Source organism: Paraburkholderia sp. SECH4 (assembly GCF_030511745.1).
GTDB lineage: Bacteria > Pseudomonadota > Gammaproteobacteria > Burkholderiales > Burkholderiaceae > Paraburkholderia > Paraburkholderia madseniana.
The window spans coordinates 38,320-53,652 of the sequence record NZ_JALOCP010000039.1 but is presented as its reverse complement, the minus strand read 5'-3'; the positions used below and the strand labels follow the sequence as shown (position 1 = coordinate 53,652).

The 15,333-nt window shown below is 63.7% G+C and carries 11 protein-coding genes; 3 read left to right on the top strand and 8 right to left on the bottom strand.

All coding sequences use genetic code 11. The features are described from left to right. Window positions 1-13 precede the first annotated feature (13 nt). The 4 genes from M0D67_RS34420 to wecB all read right to left on the bottom strand — a co-directional run bounded on the left by M0D67_RS34420 (window position 14) and on the right by wecB (window position 8,449). Window positions 14-2,524: a bacteriophage N4 adsorption protein A gene (locus tag M0D67_RS34420; RefSeq protein WP_266241411.1), complete on the bottom strand. Its 2,511-nt coding sequence runs from the start codon at window positions 2,522-2,524 to the stop codon at window positions 14-16. 221 nt (window positions 2,525-2,745) lie between these two features. Further along, the gene (locus M0D67_RS34415; protein ID WP_168435860.1) at window positions 2,746-4,968 is read right to left on the bottom strand and encodes a glycosyl transferase family protein; all 2,223 of its coding nucleotides are present in this window, start codon (window positions 4,966-4,968) and stop codon (window positions 2,746-2,748) included. After that, the gene (locus tag M0D67_RS34410) at window positions 4,965-7,169 is read right to left on the bottom strand and encodes a cellulose biosynthesis cyclic di-GMP-binding regulatory protein BcsB (RefSeq protein ID WP_233464993.1); all 2,205 of its coding nucleotides are present in this window, start codon (window positions 7,167-7,169) and stop codon (window positions 4,965-4,967) included. Before M0D67_RS34410 ends, M0D67_RS34415 begins: the two co-directional genes overlap by 4 nt. 83 nt (window positions 7,170-7,252) lie before the next feature. Next, window positions 7,253-8,449 (bottom strand): non-hydrolyzing UDP-N-acetylglucosamine 2-epimerase, encoded by a 1,197-nt coding sequence (wecB, locus tag M0D67_RS34405; RefSeq protein WP_154564239.1) that lies wholly within the window; start codon window positions 8,447-8,449, stop codon window positions 7,253-7,255. Between the two features lie 969 nt (window positions 8,450-9,418). On the opposite strand from wecB, the gene M0D67_RS34400 reads away from it, so the two are divergent. Continuing rightward, the gene (locus M0D67_RS34400) at window positions 9,419-9,580 is read left to right on the top strand and encodes a DUF1328 domain-containing protein (RefSeq protein ID WP_035551387.1); all 162 of its coding nucleotides are present in this window, start codon (window positions 9,419-9,421) and stop codon (window positions 9,578-9,580) included. Window positions 9,581-9,710: 130 nt separating this feature from the next. On the opposite strand, the gene M0D67_RS34395 is transcribed toward M0D67_RS34400, so the two are convergent. Both M0D67_RS34395 and M0D67_RS34390 read right to left on the bottom strand, forming a co-directional pair. Next, window positions 9,711-10,340 (bottom strand): GNAT family N-acetyltransferase, encoded by a 630-nt coding sequence (locus tag M0D67_RS34395; RefSeq protein WP_168435861.1) that lies wholly within the window; start codon window positions 10,338-10,340, stop codon window positions 9,711-9,713. A gap of 129 nt (window positions 10,341-10,469) precedes the next feature. Next, window positions 10,470-11,393, bottom strand: coding sequence for a LysR substrate-binding domain-containing protein (locus tag M0D67_RS34390; protein ID WP_233464994.1), 924 nt, complete (start codon window positions 11,391-11,393; stop codon window positions 10,470-10,472). Window positions 11,394-11,474: 81 nt separating this feature from the next. On the opposite strand from M0D67_RS34390, the gene M0D67_RS34385 reads away from it, so the two are divergent. Beyond that, a complete protein-coding gene (locus M0D67_RS34385) occupies window positions 11,475-12,371 on the top strand; it encodes a DMT family transporter (protein WP_266241405.1) in 897 nt (298 codons plus the stop codon). A gap of 35 nt (window positions 12,372-12,406) precedes the next feature. On the opposite strand, the gene rfbC is transcribed toward M0D67_RS34385, so the two are convergent. Both rfbC and M0D67_RS34375 read right to left on the bottom strand, forming a co-directional pair. Beyond that, window positions 12,407-12,958: a dTDP-4-dehydrorhamnose 3,5-epimerase gene (rfbC, locus tag M0D67_RS34380; RefSeq protein ID WP_154564243.1), complete on the bottom strand. Its 552-nt coding sequence runs from the start codon at window positions 12,956-12,958 to the stop codon at window positions 12,407-12,409. Between the two features lie 151 nt (window positions 12,959-13,109). Continuing rightward, window positions 13,110-14,105, bottom strand: coding sequence for a GlxA family transcriptional regulator (locus M0D67_RS34375; protein ID WP_154564245.1), 996 nt, complete (start codon window positions 14,103-14,105; stop codon window positions 13,110-13,112). Window positions 14,106-14,870: 765 nt separating this feature from the next. On the opposite strand from M0D67_RS34375, the gene M0D67_RS34370 reads away from it, so the two are divergent. Then, window positions 14,871-15,245: a hypothetical protein gene (locus tag M0D67_RS34370; protein ID WP_154564247.1), complete on the top strand. Its 375-nt coding sequence runs from the start codon at window positions 14,871-14,873 to the stop codon at window positions 15,243-15,245. Window positions 15,246-15,333 lie beyond the last annotated feature (88 nt).

Genomic DNA, 15,333 nt, shown 5'->3' with positions numbered 1-15,333 from the left:
GATTCGTCCGGAGTCAATACGAGTAGATCGCGCCGAAGAACACGCCGCGCGCACGTTCGTCACCCGTGATCTTCAGGCGGTACTGCACCGACAGATCGACATACGAGCGCGGTGCGTCATATTTGCTGTCGCGGAACCAGTAACGCGTCGAAATCCCCACACCGGCACCAAGTGGAATGCTGTGGTTGACGCTCGAGTCGTAGTCCGCGCCAATCACCGCATACGGGAACACGGTCCACTTCGGGCTGTAACGGTCCATGCGGAAGGTGCGGCCCAGTTCGAGATTAGTGGTCGCGTAGACCGATCCGGCGTTCAGATAGGTGCCCGTTTCGGCGTAGACCTGCGCGGTCCACCACGACGGCACGTCCACCCGGCGCTCGATGCCGTAGCCACCCGAATACGCGAGCCGCGCGAGCCAGTCGGGATTGACCTGCGAGCCGATCGGAATGATCCGTTCGAAGGCGACGATCGCGTCGATCTGCGAGAACGGCTTGGCGCGCGCGCCGACGGTAGCCTGCAAGGTATCGATGCCGCTCGCGCCGCCGTTCTTCACGCCGAAACTTTCATAGCCACGCGCGTAGAGCTCGAACATCCGGTCGCCAAGACTGCCGAACGGACGCCAGTAGGCTTCCACGCCGGCCTGCCAGTTGTTCGACGTGCCGGGCGTCGGCGACGACGCATATCCCGGCTGCATGCCCGCGCCGCGATAGTTGAGCGATGCGTCGAAGCCCCAGTTGCGCGTGGCCTCGGCGTGGGCGCTGCGCATCTCGTTCAGTTGCGCCGGTGTGGCCGGCGGCGTGTCGTCCGTTGGCTTCGCGCTCGCGTCGATGGCGCGCTCGAAGTACTGCGCGGCTTCGCGATTGCGGTGCGCCTGGACCGCCGCATAGCCCGCGTCGGCAGCGGCGCTGGCCGGCAGGGTGCCGGCCTTGTCGGCCATGCTGAAGCGCTGGTACGCGACCTTGTTGTTGCCGGCACGTTGCGCGATATACGCGGCCGTCATGTCGGGCATGGCGTCGAGCATGCCGGCATCGACCATCTTTTGCGCTTCGCGCGTCGCGGCGGAATCGTCGCCGGCCGTGCTCAGCGCGTTGATCAGTTCCACACGATGCTGCGGATCGTCCGGGGCTGCCTTGACCGCTTCGCGTGCATAGCCGACCGCACCGGTTTTGTCGTTCGCGGCCGCGGCAGTCGCCGTGGCGCGCGCCGCGGTGAAACCGGGATCGGCCGCGTAGACGTCGCAGCTTGCGCCGAATTGATCGACGACGCAGTCGATGATTGGGCGTCGGGCCGGATCGAATGAGGAGATCGGGGCGGTCGCTGAGCTAGTTGCGTTGGCTGCGTTCGTTGCGTTCGTTGCGTTCGTTGCGGTCGTTGCGGTCGACGCATTCGGCCCCGCCAACGCATGCGCCAACAATTGCCGCGCCTGATAACGGCGCAGCGCGATCGGCGGATCGGTGTCATCGCGATCCATCTTCAGCGGCGCGAGCAGATCGAGCGCGCGCTGCGGCTGTCCTTCGGCGATCCACACGTCGGCGATGATCACGCGCGCCACGCGCTGGTTGCGCTGGGTCGCGTCGTTGGCATGCAGCGCTTTGGCGAAGTCCGCCTCGGCTTCCGCCGTCTTGCCCTGCGCGGCCAGCGTGTAGCCACGCAGCGTAAGCGGCATGATTTCCGTATCGTCGGCGGCAATGGCAGCACTCGCCGCCGCTTGCACGCCTGGCAGATCGTTCGCGGCGAACAGCGCGTCGATCAACTGGATGCGGTAGCCGACCAGATCCGGCGCATAGGCGACCGCCTCGCGCGCGAGCGCGGCGGCCTCCACGTAGTCGCCCTTCTTGCGCGCCGCGAACGACGCACCCGACGACTTCGGCGCCAGACGGCTGCCGATGAAGCTGCGCCTCACGCGCAGTTCGTCGTTGTCGCCGAAGCGCTTTCTTGCATCGAAATCGGCGTTCCATGCATCGGTGTCCTGACCGGCCGCGCTCGCCGCGTCGATCAGCAGCAAGCGCAGGCGCAGCAGATCGGGACGCAACGCGATCGCCTCGTTCGCGTACCTGACCGTGCCCGAAAAATCCTTCGCCGCATACGCCTTGTAGGCCTGCTGCGCCGCCTTCAACGCAGCGCCCGTCAGCGCGTCCGGGTCGCCCGGTTGCTGGCGGCCGGCGCGGGCGACCGCGCGGGTCGACACGTTCAGCGCGTCGATCTGCTTGCGACGCGAGACCAGCGCAGGATCGCGGCCGATCTGTGCGATCGCGTCGCCGAGCGAGCGGCTTGCTTCGTTATAACGGCGAAGCGCAGCGAGCGCGTTGGCGAGCAGCACGCGCAGCGATACGACGTCGGGGCGCTGGCGAATCGCCTCGCGCGCCCGCGCGATCGCGCCGGTGTAGTCGCCGCGCCCATAGGCCGCATACGCTTCCTGCGCCACCCGATAGGCGGCGCCGCTCAACGGCAGCGCATTGTGTTCGGATGGGGCCGGCTGCGGCGCGGCCGCTGCTCTCTGTGCATACACCGCTGCGCTGCTCAAGCACAACGCGCCGACCACCATTGCAGCGGTGACGCCACGCAACGTGAATGCGGACGCCGCAATCGGAGTCGCAGTTGGAGCCGCAGTTGGAGTCGCAGTCGAAGCCGTCGCTGTAACCCTAGTTACAGCGCACGCGAAAGCGGACGCCGCCGTTGAGCCAGAAGCCGAAGCCACCAAAGAAGCGCGCCCCATCCACGCACGCCGGGTGAAAAAAGAATCGCTCATTCGGATGCCGCCAAAGCGCCCTGAAGACGGCGCTGTTGCTGGATTACGTTCTCGAGTGCGGCACGCGAGATCACCCCGCGCGCCACCATGTAGTCGCCGATGCGGCCATGGCGATCCGGGCGGTAGTCCTGCATCGCCGCTTCGAAAGCCTCGCGGCGGACGTGGCCATGCTCGATCAGCAGATCGCCGATCAGCGGTACGCTGCGTGCCGGCACAGGCTCGGCACCGCCGGCCGACGATGCGCCCGCTGACGCACCTTCCACCCCACCCGCCGTACCCGCCTGCTCGCCCTCGCCCGCCGGCGCCGCGATCTCGACGCCGCGCAACACGCGCAGCCCCGCGGCGATCTCGCCCTCACGAACGATCTCCTGCACGACCTGCCCCCCCACCAGCGCGCTCAGTTCCGCGAACACCGGTTCGGCGAGCGGACTCGCGCTCAGCAGAATCGTGCGGCCGCCCGCGGCGTCGGCCTGCGGCAACACGCGGTGGCGCACGATCGCTTCGAGCGGCAAGCGCTTCGCATCGTCCTTGATGCGTTCGAGCGCCACGCGGCCACGCGGCAAATCAGACTGAAAGGCAATGGCTTCCGCGAGGGTTTCCTCGTCGAGCCAGCCCTTGGCCATCAGCACGCGACCGAGCGGCGCTTCACGCGCATGGCTTTCGCCGAGCGCCTGTTCGAGTTTGTCCGGATCGATGGCCTGCCACGACAGCAGCAATTCCCCAAGACGCTGACGGCGATTGTTAAAGCCGTCGGCCGATGGAAAGTCATGCATGGTCTTGTCCCATGCCAGCCGCTTGCCGGTCACGAGATGCGTGAGGAACATCTTCCACGCACGCGAGACAGCCATGAAGTTGATGAAGTTGCCCACCACCATGCGCGGCACGGACAGCACCCCATGCTCCCAGCCGTACAGACGGGTCACGAAATAGATCCGCTGCACCACGCGCAACAGCAACGCGCAACCGTTGGCCCACAGCAGCGCTTGCAGCCACGGCGAATCGGCGAACGGCGAAGCGATCAGCTCCGGCATCCAGCCGAGCAGATCGGCGCCGGCGAAGAGCAGAAACTGGATCACCAGCGCATACGCGATGATGCCGACGAACGCGGTAACGATGCCTTTGCGGTCACGGAACAGCAGATAGCGGTTGGCGAGCGAGCCGCTCCAGCCGGTCTGCTTCCACCCTTGCAAGCCGATGCCGAGCGTCCAGCGCGCGCGCTGCCGGTAAGCGGTGCGAAACGTATCGGGGAAGAATTCGCGCACGCAGAGCGGCATCGTCACGGTGATGTCGCGTTCGCGGCCAAGGCCGAACCACGCCTTGCGGCGTGTGGCGAATTGCACCGGAAAGCGCGCGAAGATCGACTGCATGCCCATCTTGCCGAGGCGCGCGCCGACGTCGTAGTCCTCGGTGAGGCTCTCGGTGTTAAACGGCTGATTGTCGGTTTCAGCGTTCAGCGCGAGTAGCGCGCGCCGCGAAAAACACGTGCCGACGCCCGCCGAAGGCACCGAGCCGACCAGGCTCTCGCGCACCACCAGATCCTTCGCGTGCCATTCGGCGAACTCGTCCATATAGGTGCCGGCCACGAGTTCGAACCAGTTGCGCTCGAGCGAGGCCACCGGCAACTGGATCATGTCCTTGCGCGGCAGCAGGTAATTGAAAAAGCGCAACTCGACCGGATGCAGCACATCCTCGCTGTCGTGCAGCACCACGCCGGCGAATTCGACGCCCGTTTCGGCCTCATACCTGAAGATCGCCTGGATCACCCAGTTCAGACAGTCGGCCTTGCAGGTCGGACCATCGTGCGGCACTTCCACGCGTCGCAACTGCTTATAGCGGCGGCGCATCCGTTCGACTTCGGCGATGGTCTGCGGGTCGTTCTGATAGGTGCCGACGAACACCACATAGTTGCGGTAGTCCATCACCCGCACCATGTCTTCGATCATCGCCGCGACCACGTCGTATTCGTGCCACGCGGGCACCATGATCGCGATCGGCTGCTCGTCGCGCTGATACAACTGCGCGCTGGTGAGCGGCTTGTAGGCGCGCTGCACCGTGAAGCGGCGATAGAGCGTGCGGGTCCAGTACCAGAGGTCGATGAACAGATCGTCAAGGCTGGACAGCAGGATGATGAACGCCACCAGCGCCGCGACGTATTCGAGCCCATGGTAATAGTGGGCTACCGCGTAGCCCGCATACCATTTGATTAGCGCGAAGCTCACGACTTGTCCTGATTCCTGCGGCGCGCCACGCTGGCCACCAGCAGCAACACGATCAGCAAGCCGACGAGGCCGGCCGGGATGCCCCAGCGTACCCAGCTCTGCATGAACCACGGGCCTTGCACGTCTTCTGCATCGACCACTTCGCCCGGATGACGCGTATCGAACTGGCGTAACGTGCCGCTGCCGTCGACGATCGCGACGTCGCCACGCGACAGTTGCAGCGACGCCGGCAGAATCGCCGCCGTATCACCCACCGTGCGATACACGATGCCCGATACGCTGCCCGACTTGACCGCTTCGATCACGCCGACGCGGTTCAAACCCGAAATATCCGCCAGCATCTTGCCGGATGCATCGGTGAGCGACAGACGGTCTTTCGACAGATGGGCGAGGCTCTTCTCATCGGCGAGCGTGACGTCGGCCGCGAGGAAGGCGCCCTTCGGGCTCGCCGCTTCACCGTCACGCGCGACGCTGAAAGTCGCACGGGTCGGCGCGATGCCGCTCGCGTTCGCCAGGCGCGCGATGCGCGGCAGGACTTGCGTGGCGTCGTTCAGATACGAGGCCGGCACGATCACATTCGCTTCCGACGCGAACCGCGCCACCATGCCAGTGAAGTCGTCGCCGACTTTCGCATCGGTTAGCGTCAGATGGCTGCTCGGCAGCACGGCAATCGGATGACCCTGGCCGCGCGCCTGACAGCCGCCTTCCGGTTGACGCTGAAACACCACGCGCAGCAGGTTGTTCGGGGCGAGCGCGTAACGCGGCACGCGCGCGGCGATGCGCTGCGGTTTGCCGTTGGCGGTCAGCAGTTGCGAGCCGATCAGCACGTCGTTGAAATAGATCGAGGCGGTTTGCGCGGTGTTGTTCGGCGTCGGCGATGCGGCCACGTCGAGCACCACGGTGCCCGGTAACTTGCCGTTGCCCGATGCCGCGCCCAGATCGAAACTCGCGTCCCAGGTGGCGCGGCCCTGCACGTCGAGCGTGCGCGGCTGGCCGCCCAGCAGCGACAGTGCGATTTCGTCGCCGCGCGTGTTCGGTGCGGTGTCGATCTGATGGACCACGAGACGGCTCGTCACGTCGATCGGACGCCACGAGCGCGCGAGGACCGCCACGCCGTCGTTATCGCCGACCACGATCGCGGTCTGGCCACCGAGGTGAGCAAGGCGCACTTCGCCCGAGGCGAGCGGCCTCGCGATCGGATCGATCGCGCGGGCGCGCCATGCATCGAATGCCTCGCTTGCGCCCGGCGCGGTGCCGACGACCTGTTCGCGCAAGGCATCGAGGGAAGTCTTCAGCGTGTTGCGCACCGTGTCGTCGGCGACGATCACGTCCGGCGCGAACGCCGAGCGCGGCGTCAGCGCAATCAAGGCGCCCGCTTCCGCCGGGTTCGCCAGCTTGTGCGAACCGCCTGCGGCCAGCGCCGCAAAAGCCGGAACCGCGCGCAGCGGCGCCGGCACCTCGATGTCGCTCAGATCGACCGTGTCGCCCACCGCCGGCCACGTCCGCGTTGCCGGCGTGCGGCCTTCGCGTTGCAGCAGCGCTTCGACGCGCCAGCCTGCATCGAACGCCGGTGCCGCGAGCGTGCTCGCGCCGAGCATCACTACCGGCTTTTGCGGCAAGGCGCTCCACGCGCTGCGCAGATCGACGATCGCATCCGGATCGTAGCGATAGGTCAGGCGCGAAGTCGGCGCGATACGCCAGACGTTGCCGATCGCGGTCTGATCGGTACAGATGTTATCGCTGAGCACCGACGACCAGTCGAGGGCCACGCGCACGAAACCTCCCGGCCGTGCCGCGCCATCCACGCCGAGACTCGCCGACGCATCGCCCTGGTCCTGTGTCGGGCTGCGCGAGAGCACCGGTGCGCCGTCGAGCGACACCAGCATGGTCGTGCGGCCGCCGTTGCCGCGCAGATAGCTGCCGTCGATCTGCAAGGCCGCGTCGCTCAACGGCACACCGGCTGGCACGGGCAGATACAGTTCCTGACGGCCGTCCGGCGCACGCAACACCACCGGATCGCGCATTCCCAGTTCGGCCAGAGACACCGTGCGCGTCGCGAGACGGCCGCTGCCGAGTTGCGCGAGGCTGCCGGCGACGTCGGCCGGCTGTTGAGCATGGGCCGTCGAGGCGAGCAACAGCAGCACGGCAAGGGCGTTCAGGCGAGCACGCGCGAGGCGGCGCATTGGCGTATGGGAGGTCACGTTGTCTTTTCTCTTAATTAGCGCGCAAACAGGAAAGCTGATTCGCACTGCATGGATCGTCTGGAACTGCGGCCCGCGCGACGCTATTGCACGGCTTCCGCGCGCTGCACATTCGGAACCTGCCCCGTCCCACCGATGCCGCCGCTCACGAACTCGTCGAACGGGCGCCCGGTCAATGCCGCGACGATCCGTTGCGATGCATGGCCGTCGCCGTATGGGTTGACGCGATGCGCGAAATCGTCGCGCTCGCCGGCGTCGTCGAGTAAGCCCGTCACCGCGCGTACGATCGCTTCGCGCTCCGTGCCGACGAGGCGCACCGTGCCGGCCGCCACTGCTTCCGGACGCTCGGTCACGTCGCGCATCACCAGCACCGGTTTGCCGAGCGCGGGGGCTTCTTCCTGCACGCCGCCGGAGTCGGTGAGAATGATCGAGGCGCGCTGCATCAGACGCACAAAACCCAGGTAGTCCAGCGGATCGATCAGACGCACGTTGCGCGCCGTGCCGAGGGTTTCCTGCACCGGGCCGCGCACATTCGGATTCAAATGCACCGGATAGACGATCTGGACCCTGTTGGTCCTCGCCAGATCCGCGAGTGCCGCGCAGATATTCGCGAAGCCCGCACCGAAGCTCTCGCGGCGATGGCCCGTGACGAGCAACACCGGCAGCGCGCCGTCGAGGAACGGCAAGCGCGCGTCGAGCTCGGCGCGCAATGCCGCGTCGTTGTCGATGCGCGCGGTGGTGAGGTTCAGTGCGTCGATCACCGTATTGCCGGTCACGATGATCTTGCCGTGCAGCGCTTCGTGCGCGAGGTTCGCTTTCGAGCTCAGAGTGGGCGCGAACATCAGATCGCTCATTACATCGACCACGCGGCGGTTCATTTCTTCCGGCCACGGCTGCATCAGGTTGCCGGTACGCAGCCCCGCTTCGACGTGACCGATCGGAATCCGCCGATGAAACGAGGCCAGCGCCGCCGTGGACGCGGTGGTCGTATCGCCGTGCACCAGCACGCGATCCGGCTGAACGGTTGCGAGCACGTCGTCGAGCGAAGCGATAAGGCGCGACGCCAGACCGTTGAGCGTCTGGTTGCCGGTCATCAGGGCGAGATTGTGATGCGGCTTGATCTGGAACAGATCGAGTACCTGATCGAGCATCTGCTGATGCTGGCCTGTGACGCAGACCACCGACTCGATGCCGGCGTCAGCTTCCAGTTGTTTGACCAGCGGCGCCATTTTGATGGCTTCCGGCCGCGTGCCGAAAATCGACAGAATCCTCGTTGGCATATGCCCTCGATCTTTATTTGAATGTTTTATTGGCGGCAGGCAATGCGGAGCACGCGTTAATATCGCACCCCGATATTTACCGATCTGACTTGCCCGTCGCCGATAATTAGCGGCAGTTCCCATATACGCTGGGAACGAATCGATCGGATGCAATAACTGCCGACTGGATTCACTTGAGCGTCGTTTGAACGAGCGGCCATTGATGGTGAATCGATGCGCATTCTAGCGCGTATTTCCGCCTATCTCACAATGGATTTTGCCTATGTAGCGCGTCCGCGGGGGCACCTCGCAGCCGTGAAACGGGATTTTTTGCCGACGAAGCCGGGTGATTAAGCCAGCGCAAACGTTTTCCGAATGTTTATGAAAGCGCTAAATTCAGGCTAATCATTTTCAAAATCCGTAAATGTTAAATCAGAATTAACATTTACTCCGCCTCATTCGCTCAAGTGGAATTGCCCGCTGATTAAGGCTGCGCAAACGTTATCGGCGGATTCGACGTGGTGCGGGCAATATCATGAACGACTCGTTCAAATTGACCGTGCGTCTCACTTGCTGGATTCGCGTTCGATTCCCGCTGCCAGTTCGGCGATCTGCGACTCCGCAAATACGCGGATGCCGTGCTGTTGCGGCAACGCGACAGTAACGCCGGTAGCGGGTGGGTTTGGTTGTTGAACGCGCCAGATCAAGCCAATCACGAGCCGAGCGAATCGGCATCGATCAATCGCTTCATAAGGGTTCCGAATTATATGAGGCGGCGGCAACACGACCAGGCACGTTTCCGGCACGCGTTCGAAGATCATCAGTTGATTGAGTTTCAGCTCACGGATCAGGAGCGCCCCTGCTCGTCCCGCTGCTGGGCACACGTATTGCTCCATATCGCTCGCCGGCAACGACACGTCAAAGCACGCAGTGCCCACAACGAGTAGCCGTTTTCAACTTCGATCCAGCAATCCATCGGTGGGAGGCCCCATGCTTCGATACGCCGTAATCTTCTTCATCATCGCGATCATCGCCGCGGTATTCGGCTTCGGCGGCATTGCCGCAGGCGCAACGGAAATCGCCAAGGTCCTGTTCTTTATCTTCGTGGTGATCTTCCTCGTCACCTTGCTGATGGGCGTGATGCGACGCTGACCTCCGCATCGAACAGGTAGGAAGAAACACCCGCCCCGGTGCGAGGATCAGCAGCGCGTTGCAATACTTGCCACACGGTATTGCAATAGTTGCTGCCCGCGCCGGGGGTTTTATCGCCGGCCCACCCACCTCACGCCGCGCGCGCGATCCTCGTCGGCACAGTCAACCTATGCGACCAGTTCGCGAGCGTGCGCGTCGCCACCGGTGGTTTGCTCAAGATCGCGCTGTCGTAGTGCTTGCCGTCAAAGCGCACGAAATCGACAATGCGAAACCCCTGCCCTCTGTAAAACGCAATCAGGTGTGCAGCCGGCTGCGGCGTATCGAGCGCGAGCTCCGCATAGCCGCGCGTCGCGGCCCAGTGGTCGGCGAAAGCGATCAACAGCGTACCGATGCCACGCGCCTGCCACACCGGCTCCACGCCGAACTGACGCAAGCTGGCAATATCGTCACGCCGGTAGAGTTCGCACGACGACTCGCGGTCCGGTGCATATAGCGTCATCGTGCCGACAATGCGTCCTTCGCAGACCGCCACGTAGCAATCGCCGCGCGTCGCGCGTGAACGTGTCGTCTCAACCGTTTGATCCACACAGGTGCAATTCAGCCCCATCGCACCGAGTCGTGTGAAAGCGCGATGCAGCAGCGCGGTCAACGCGACATACGAATCACGCGATGGATCGAAGCGGCGCAGTTCGACACGGCCCACGCCATGACACACGTAATCGATACGGACGGATTGCTGCGTCGTTGCACGTCGCTTCACGTTGAGCACCTCGCGCTATCAAGATGCACGAAGTGTAGATTTCGCGCGTAGGCGTCTCAAGAAAAAATGTCGTAAAAACTCACATGGGATGTGCGTGCCAGCATGTTGCTGGCACAGCTTGCCCACGCATTAGGCCGCCGGCACCACAAGCGGCTCTCTCTCCCGCAAACCAAGATGCAATTCCTCGCAGAGGAACGTCTGCAATGTCTGCACGGCGGCCGCCTGCGCACCGGAGACTGGGCGCATGAAGAGTCCGAAATCGGCGGTCGGCGCATCGGGCAATCCATCGGCCTGACCGAGCACGCGCATCGACTCCGAGCGGATATTGCCGTCGAGCAGCACCGACACGCCGAGCCCCGCTTCCACGGCCGACTGCACCGCCGGCAAACTGGTGCTGGTGCACACAATGCGCCACGCAATCCCCGCGCGCCGCAGCGCCGTCAACACCTGTTGCTGCCACAGACACGCGCCGCCGAACGCAACCACCGGCAGCACGGCGCCATCGTCGCGGCTAAACCCGCGTGCGCCGACCCAGAAGAGCGGCTGCGTCCACGTCAGCAGCGGCACCGAGTCGACCAGCGCGGGGTCCCCCACCACTACGTCGAGGCCGCCGTCCGCAAGCCGGTTCGACAACGCGGAACTGGTATCGACGACGATCTCCAGCGCCACCTGCGGATAAGCGATCGAAAAACGCCGCAGCGCACGCGGCAAGCGACCGACCGCGATGTCTTCCAGCATGCCGAGCCGCACCGTGCCGGACACCTGCCCCGCGCTCAGCGCCCGCCGCGCATCGGCGCCCGCGCCGAGGATCGTGTGCGCGAACGGCAGCAGCAGATGTCCCGCTTCCGTGAGTTGCACGCCACGCGGCGAGCGGTCGAGCAAACGCTGCCCCAACTCTTCCTCGAGCCGGCGCAATTGCATGCTTACCGCCGCCTGAGTACGCGCAAGGCGGGCCGCCGCCACGCCCACCGCGCCGGTTTCCGCCACGGTGACGAACGCGCGCAGGAGACTGCTGTCGAGATCTCGGGTCATCACGTTTATTGAAGTGGTCATAAGAAATATCAACTTATCTTAATACTGCCTGCACCGATAAGATAGCTTCCACCCCATCCGAAAAGCGGTCACGAGGCCAAGATGCAGGACACCACCATCAAACCCGCGCTGAATCCAGTGCCAACACCAGCTTCAGTGAAGCCCGTCAGTGCCGCAGCCGGCGCAGCGCTCCTGTGCGTGCTGTCGATGTCGAGCGTGCAGTTCGGCGCCGCGCTCTCCGCGCCGACAATGGCTGAGTACGGCTCGCTCAGCACCACCTGGTTGCGTCTTTGCTGGGCGGCCGTCGTGATTGCGTTGCTGGTGCGCCCGCGTTTCTTCACCTACTCGCGCTCGCATTGGCTCGCGGCCGGTGCGCTGGGGGCCGCGATGGCCGGCATGACGTTGTGCTTTTTCGCGGCGCTTCAGCGGATTCCATTGGGGCTCGCCGTCGCGATCGATTTTCTTGGACCGCTCGCCGTAGCGACTTTCGCGGTGCGCCGCGCGCGAGCAGTACTGTGGCCGGCCCTGGCGATTGCCGGCGTGCTGCTGCTCTCGCGTGATCGCGCGGGCTGGATCGGCGAGCCGCTGGGCGTGCTGCTCGCGTTCGGGGCCGCGCTCGGCTGGGGCAGCTATATCGTGTTGATGAAAAAGATCGGCACGGTGTTCGCCGGCCTTGAAGGATTGTCGGTGTCGCTGATCGCAGCGGCACTGGTTGCCACGCCGTTTGGCTTTGCGCAAAGCGGCACACACATCGCCGCAGGACAGATCGCCGCAACCGCGGGCCTCGCGTTGCTGGTCCCGCTGTTACCCTATGCGCTGGAAATGGTGGCGTTGCGGCACATGCCGGCCTCATCGTTCGGGATACTGATGAGTGTCGAGCCCGCGATCGGCGCGCTGGCTGGCTTCGTGGTGCTGCATCAGCCGATGGGCGTCTTGCAGATCGCAGGCACGCTGCTGGTGGTTGCGGCGAGCGTGGGCGCCGTGGTGGCGACACGCTGAACGGCGTTGAACCGCTGCGTGTGCTTGCGCAGCGCTCAGGCGATATTTTCCGCTTCGTAAAGACGCCGGCCCGCTGCGTCCTTCGCGCCGAGGACCGGCTCGATTTCGATCGGCCACTCGATGCCGATGTCGGGATCGCTCCACAAGATGCAGCGCTCGAGTTCCGGGAACCAGTATTCAGTGGTCTTCCACAGGCATTCGGCGACATCGGACAGCACGACGAAACCGTGTGCGAAGCCCGGCGGCACCCACATCTGCCGATGATTGACCGCGCTCAGGTGTTCGCCGCTCCACTTGCCGAAGGTCGGCGAATTGAGCCGCACGTCCACGGCGACGTCGAACACCTCCCCCACCACCACGCGCACGAGCCGACCTTGCGGCCGATGCACCTGATAGTGCAAGCCGCGCAACACGCCACGCACTGCCCGTAAATGACGGTCTTGCACGAAATTGAAACCTTGCGAGACGTCGTCGGTAAACTCATCCGCGCTGAAGCTCTCGAAGCAGAAGCCAAATTCGTCGCAAAACACCTCGGGCTCGATGAGTTTCACCTCCGGCAATGCTGTCGCCATTACCTTGTTGCCCATGGCCACTGTGCTCGTAAGAAGCCCGCCAGGAGAAAACGCGACCGCCGACGCGCGCACCGGTGCATACGCCGTTGCACACCCCGCTGCACACGCACCCATCCGCTCTGAATTGCACCCTGAGTTGCACCGTCTGCACGGCGCCTGCTCAAGCTTACGCCTCGGTCGCCACCCGGCTGCGCGCGCGATATTCGGTGGGCGACAGCGCCATACGCTTGCGGAATATCTTCGCGAGGCGGTCGCCGTTGCCGGTGCCGCTGCGGCGCGCTATCTTATCGACCGGTAATTCTGTTTCGGTCAGGAAGTTGCAGGCAATACGCAGCCTCACCTGGAGCAGATAGTCAGAAGGCGTGACCTGCATTTCATGCTTGAAGCGCCGCAGAAAATTGCGCTCGCTCATCGCCGCCACTTGCGCTGCGTCGGCAACCGACACCGGACGATCGCAATTCGCCTCCATCCAGCGCGCGGCGGCACGGATTTTCTCGGCGACGCTGAGTGTGCCGCCTTCAGCCTGCAGCGGCACCCAGGTGGCGGCCATGCCCGGCATCACCCGATCGGCGACGCTGCGCGCGAGTTCCGCGCCAAGATCGCGCTTGATGAACATCAGCGCGCTGCGCGCGCAGTCGTTACGATCGTTGGCGGCGCTGCGCACGGCATCGGCCGTGGCGCTGCCCAGATAGCGATTCACCTGCAGACCGTCATGCTCCGCGGGACCCGCTGCTTCCAGAACGAGACGGCCCTCGCCGATCGTCTCGATCGCACGGGTTCGCGTTTGCACCGATCGCAACCAGCCCAGCAAGCGTTCGTCGAGTGCGGCCTCATGTGCGCCGTAGCCGCCTGCGATGAAGAGCACGTCGAAACCGCTGCCATAACGTGTGTCGATGCGGTCAGTCCAGATCCGCGCCGACGAAGAACTCGCAACGCTGCCTCCGTCCATCGACAGAAACTGCACTTCGTAAGGCGGCTCTTCGCCAGCCCGCGAGCCCGAGAGTTCGTTGGCGGTCTGGAACATCTCGACCACTGTGCCAGGCCCGAGCAGCCAGAAGCCGTCGAACAGCAACACGCCGATTCGCCGCGCTGCGCTACGCACGTTTAGCGTTGGCGTATGTAACCAGGTAATCCTCGCAGTATCCAGATGCAAGTGCGGCATGATCTTTCCCCAAGCTGTCGTACATTGTGGACCCCGCTGCCCCGTCTGCCGGACGATATGGACGAATTGAATTACGGCGGATGAAAACCACCGGCAACGCCGCTTAACGGATTATGCGTGATGTTAGCCGAATGCCGCGCCATAGTAAATTTGAAAAACAAATCCGCATCGAGAAATTCAATGTATGACGAAAACCATTATTGTGTGTTTCATATGACTTTCGGCATATGAGCCGGCATAGCGACAGGCCATAGCGGCCTGACGACCGCCCGAAGACCGCAACACCTTGCACAGAGCCGCACTCGAGCCTACAGCGCCGTTGCGGCAACTCATCGTGAAGCGTCGAATTCGCGACGGCGATTCACCGAAATCACATACGAAAAATGTTTCAAACGTGAACTCGAAACCTCGCAAATAATGAACATTCAATCTGGCTTTATTCGCAAATCTGGAATTTATCGACAGTGCCAATGTGGCAAACCGCACATTTATTGAAACATTCAAGATTAAGCATTTCGACCCTGCATTCTCATTCGATTAAAAATGTTTCTATATTGAAACATCCGGCTTCTTATACGTATGACCAAATGCGCTTGTCATCGGCCTGCATACCGGGAGAACATCAGACGATTCCATGCTGCAGCGCAAATCGTGCCAGGCGGTTTCCTTAAACAAAGTTTCATCCCTTGATCGTGCTCTTTAAGACTTGGTTAAGAGAGGCGGCGCCATAATTTGCGTACCGTAAGAGCAGCAAGGAGCAGAGATATGTCGCGCCCCATGAGCATCGAGAGAGTCAACGAATACGGACAGAACGCGGTTCGCATCGCCATCGAGGACCGTGCGGTACTGCTCGAAGCGGCCGATCTGGATGCCGTGATCGAGCACCTCAGCGCGATGCGCGCCACGATGCGCCCGGAAGTGCCGAAGGAACCGCTGCGCACCCATCAGTACGTGATTGAAATCGATCCATGCTGGCACACCGAAAAGCATCCGCTGGACGACGGCGCCGTACTGTTCCTGCGGCATTCCGGTCTGGGCTGGGCCGGCTTCGCGCTCCCCACCGCGAGCCTCGCGAGGCTGCATCACGCGTTGACGCAGCAACTGGAAGCCTCGCTCGAAGTACACGGCATGCTCAACTGAATCGGCTGAATCAGCCGATTCGCGAACGCTGGGCAGTGCAGCGCCCGCGCAAGCAGTGAATCAGCCGGCCGGCTGAACGCCGTGCTCG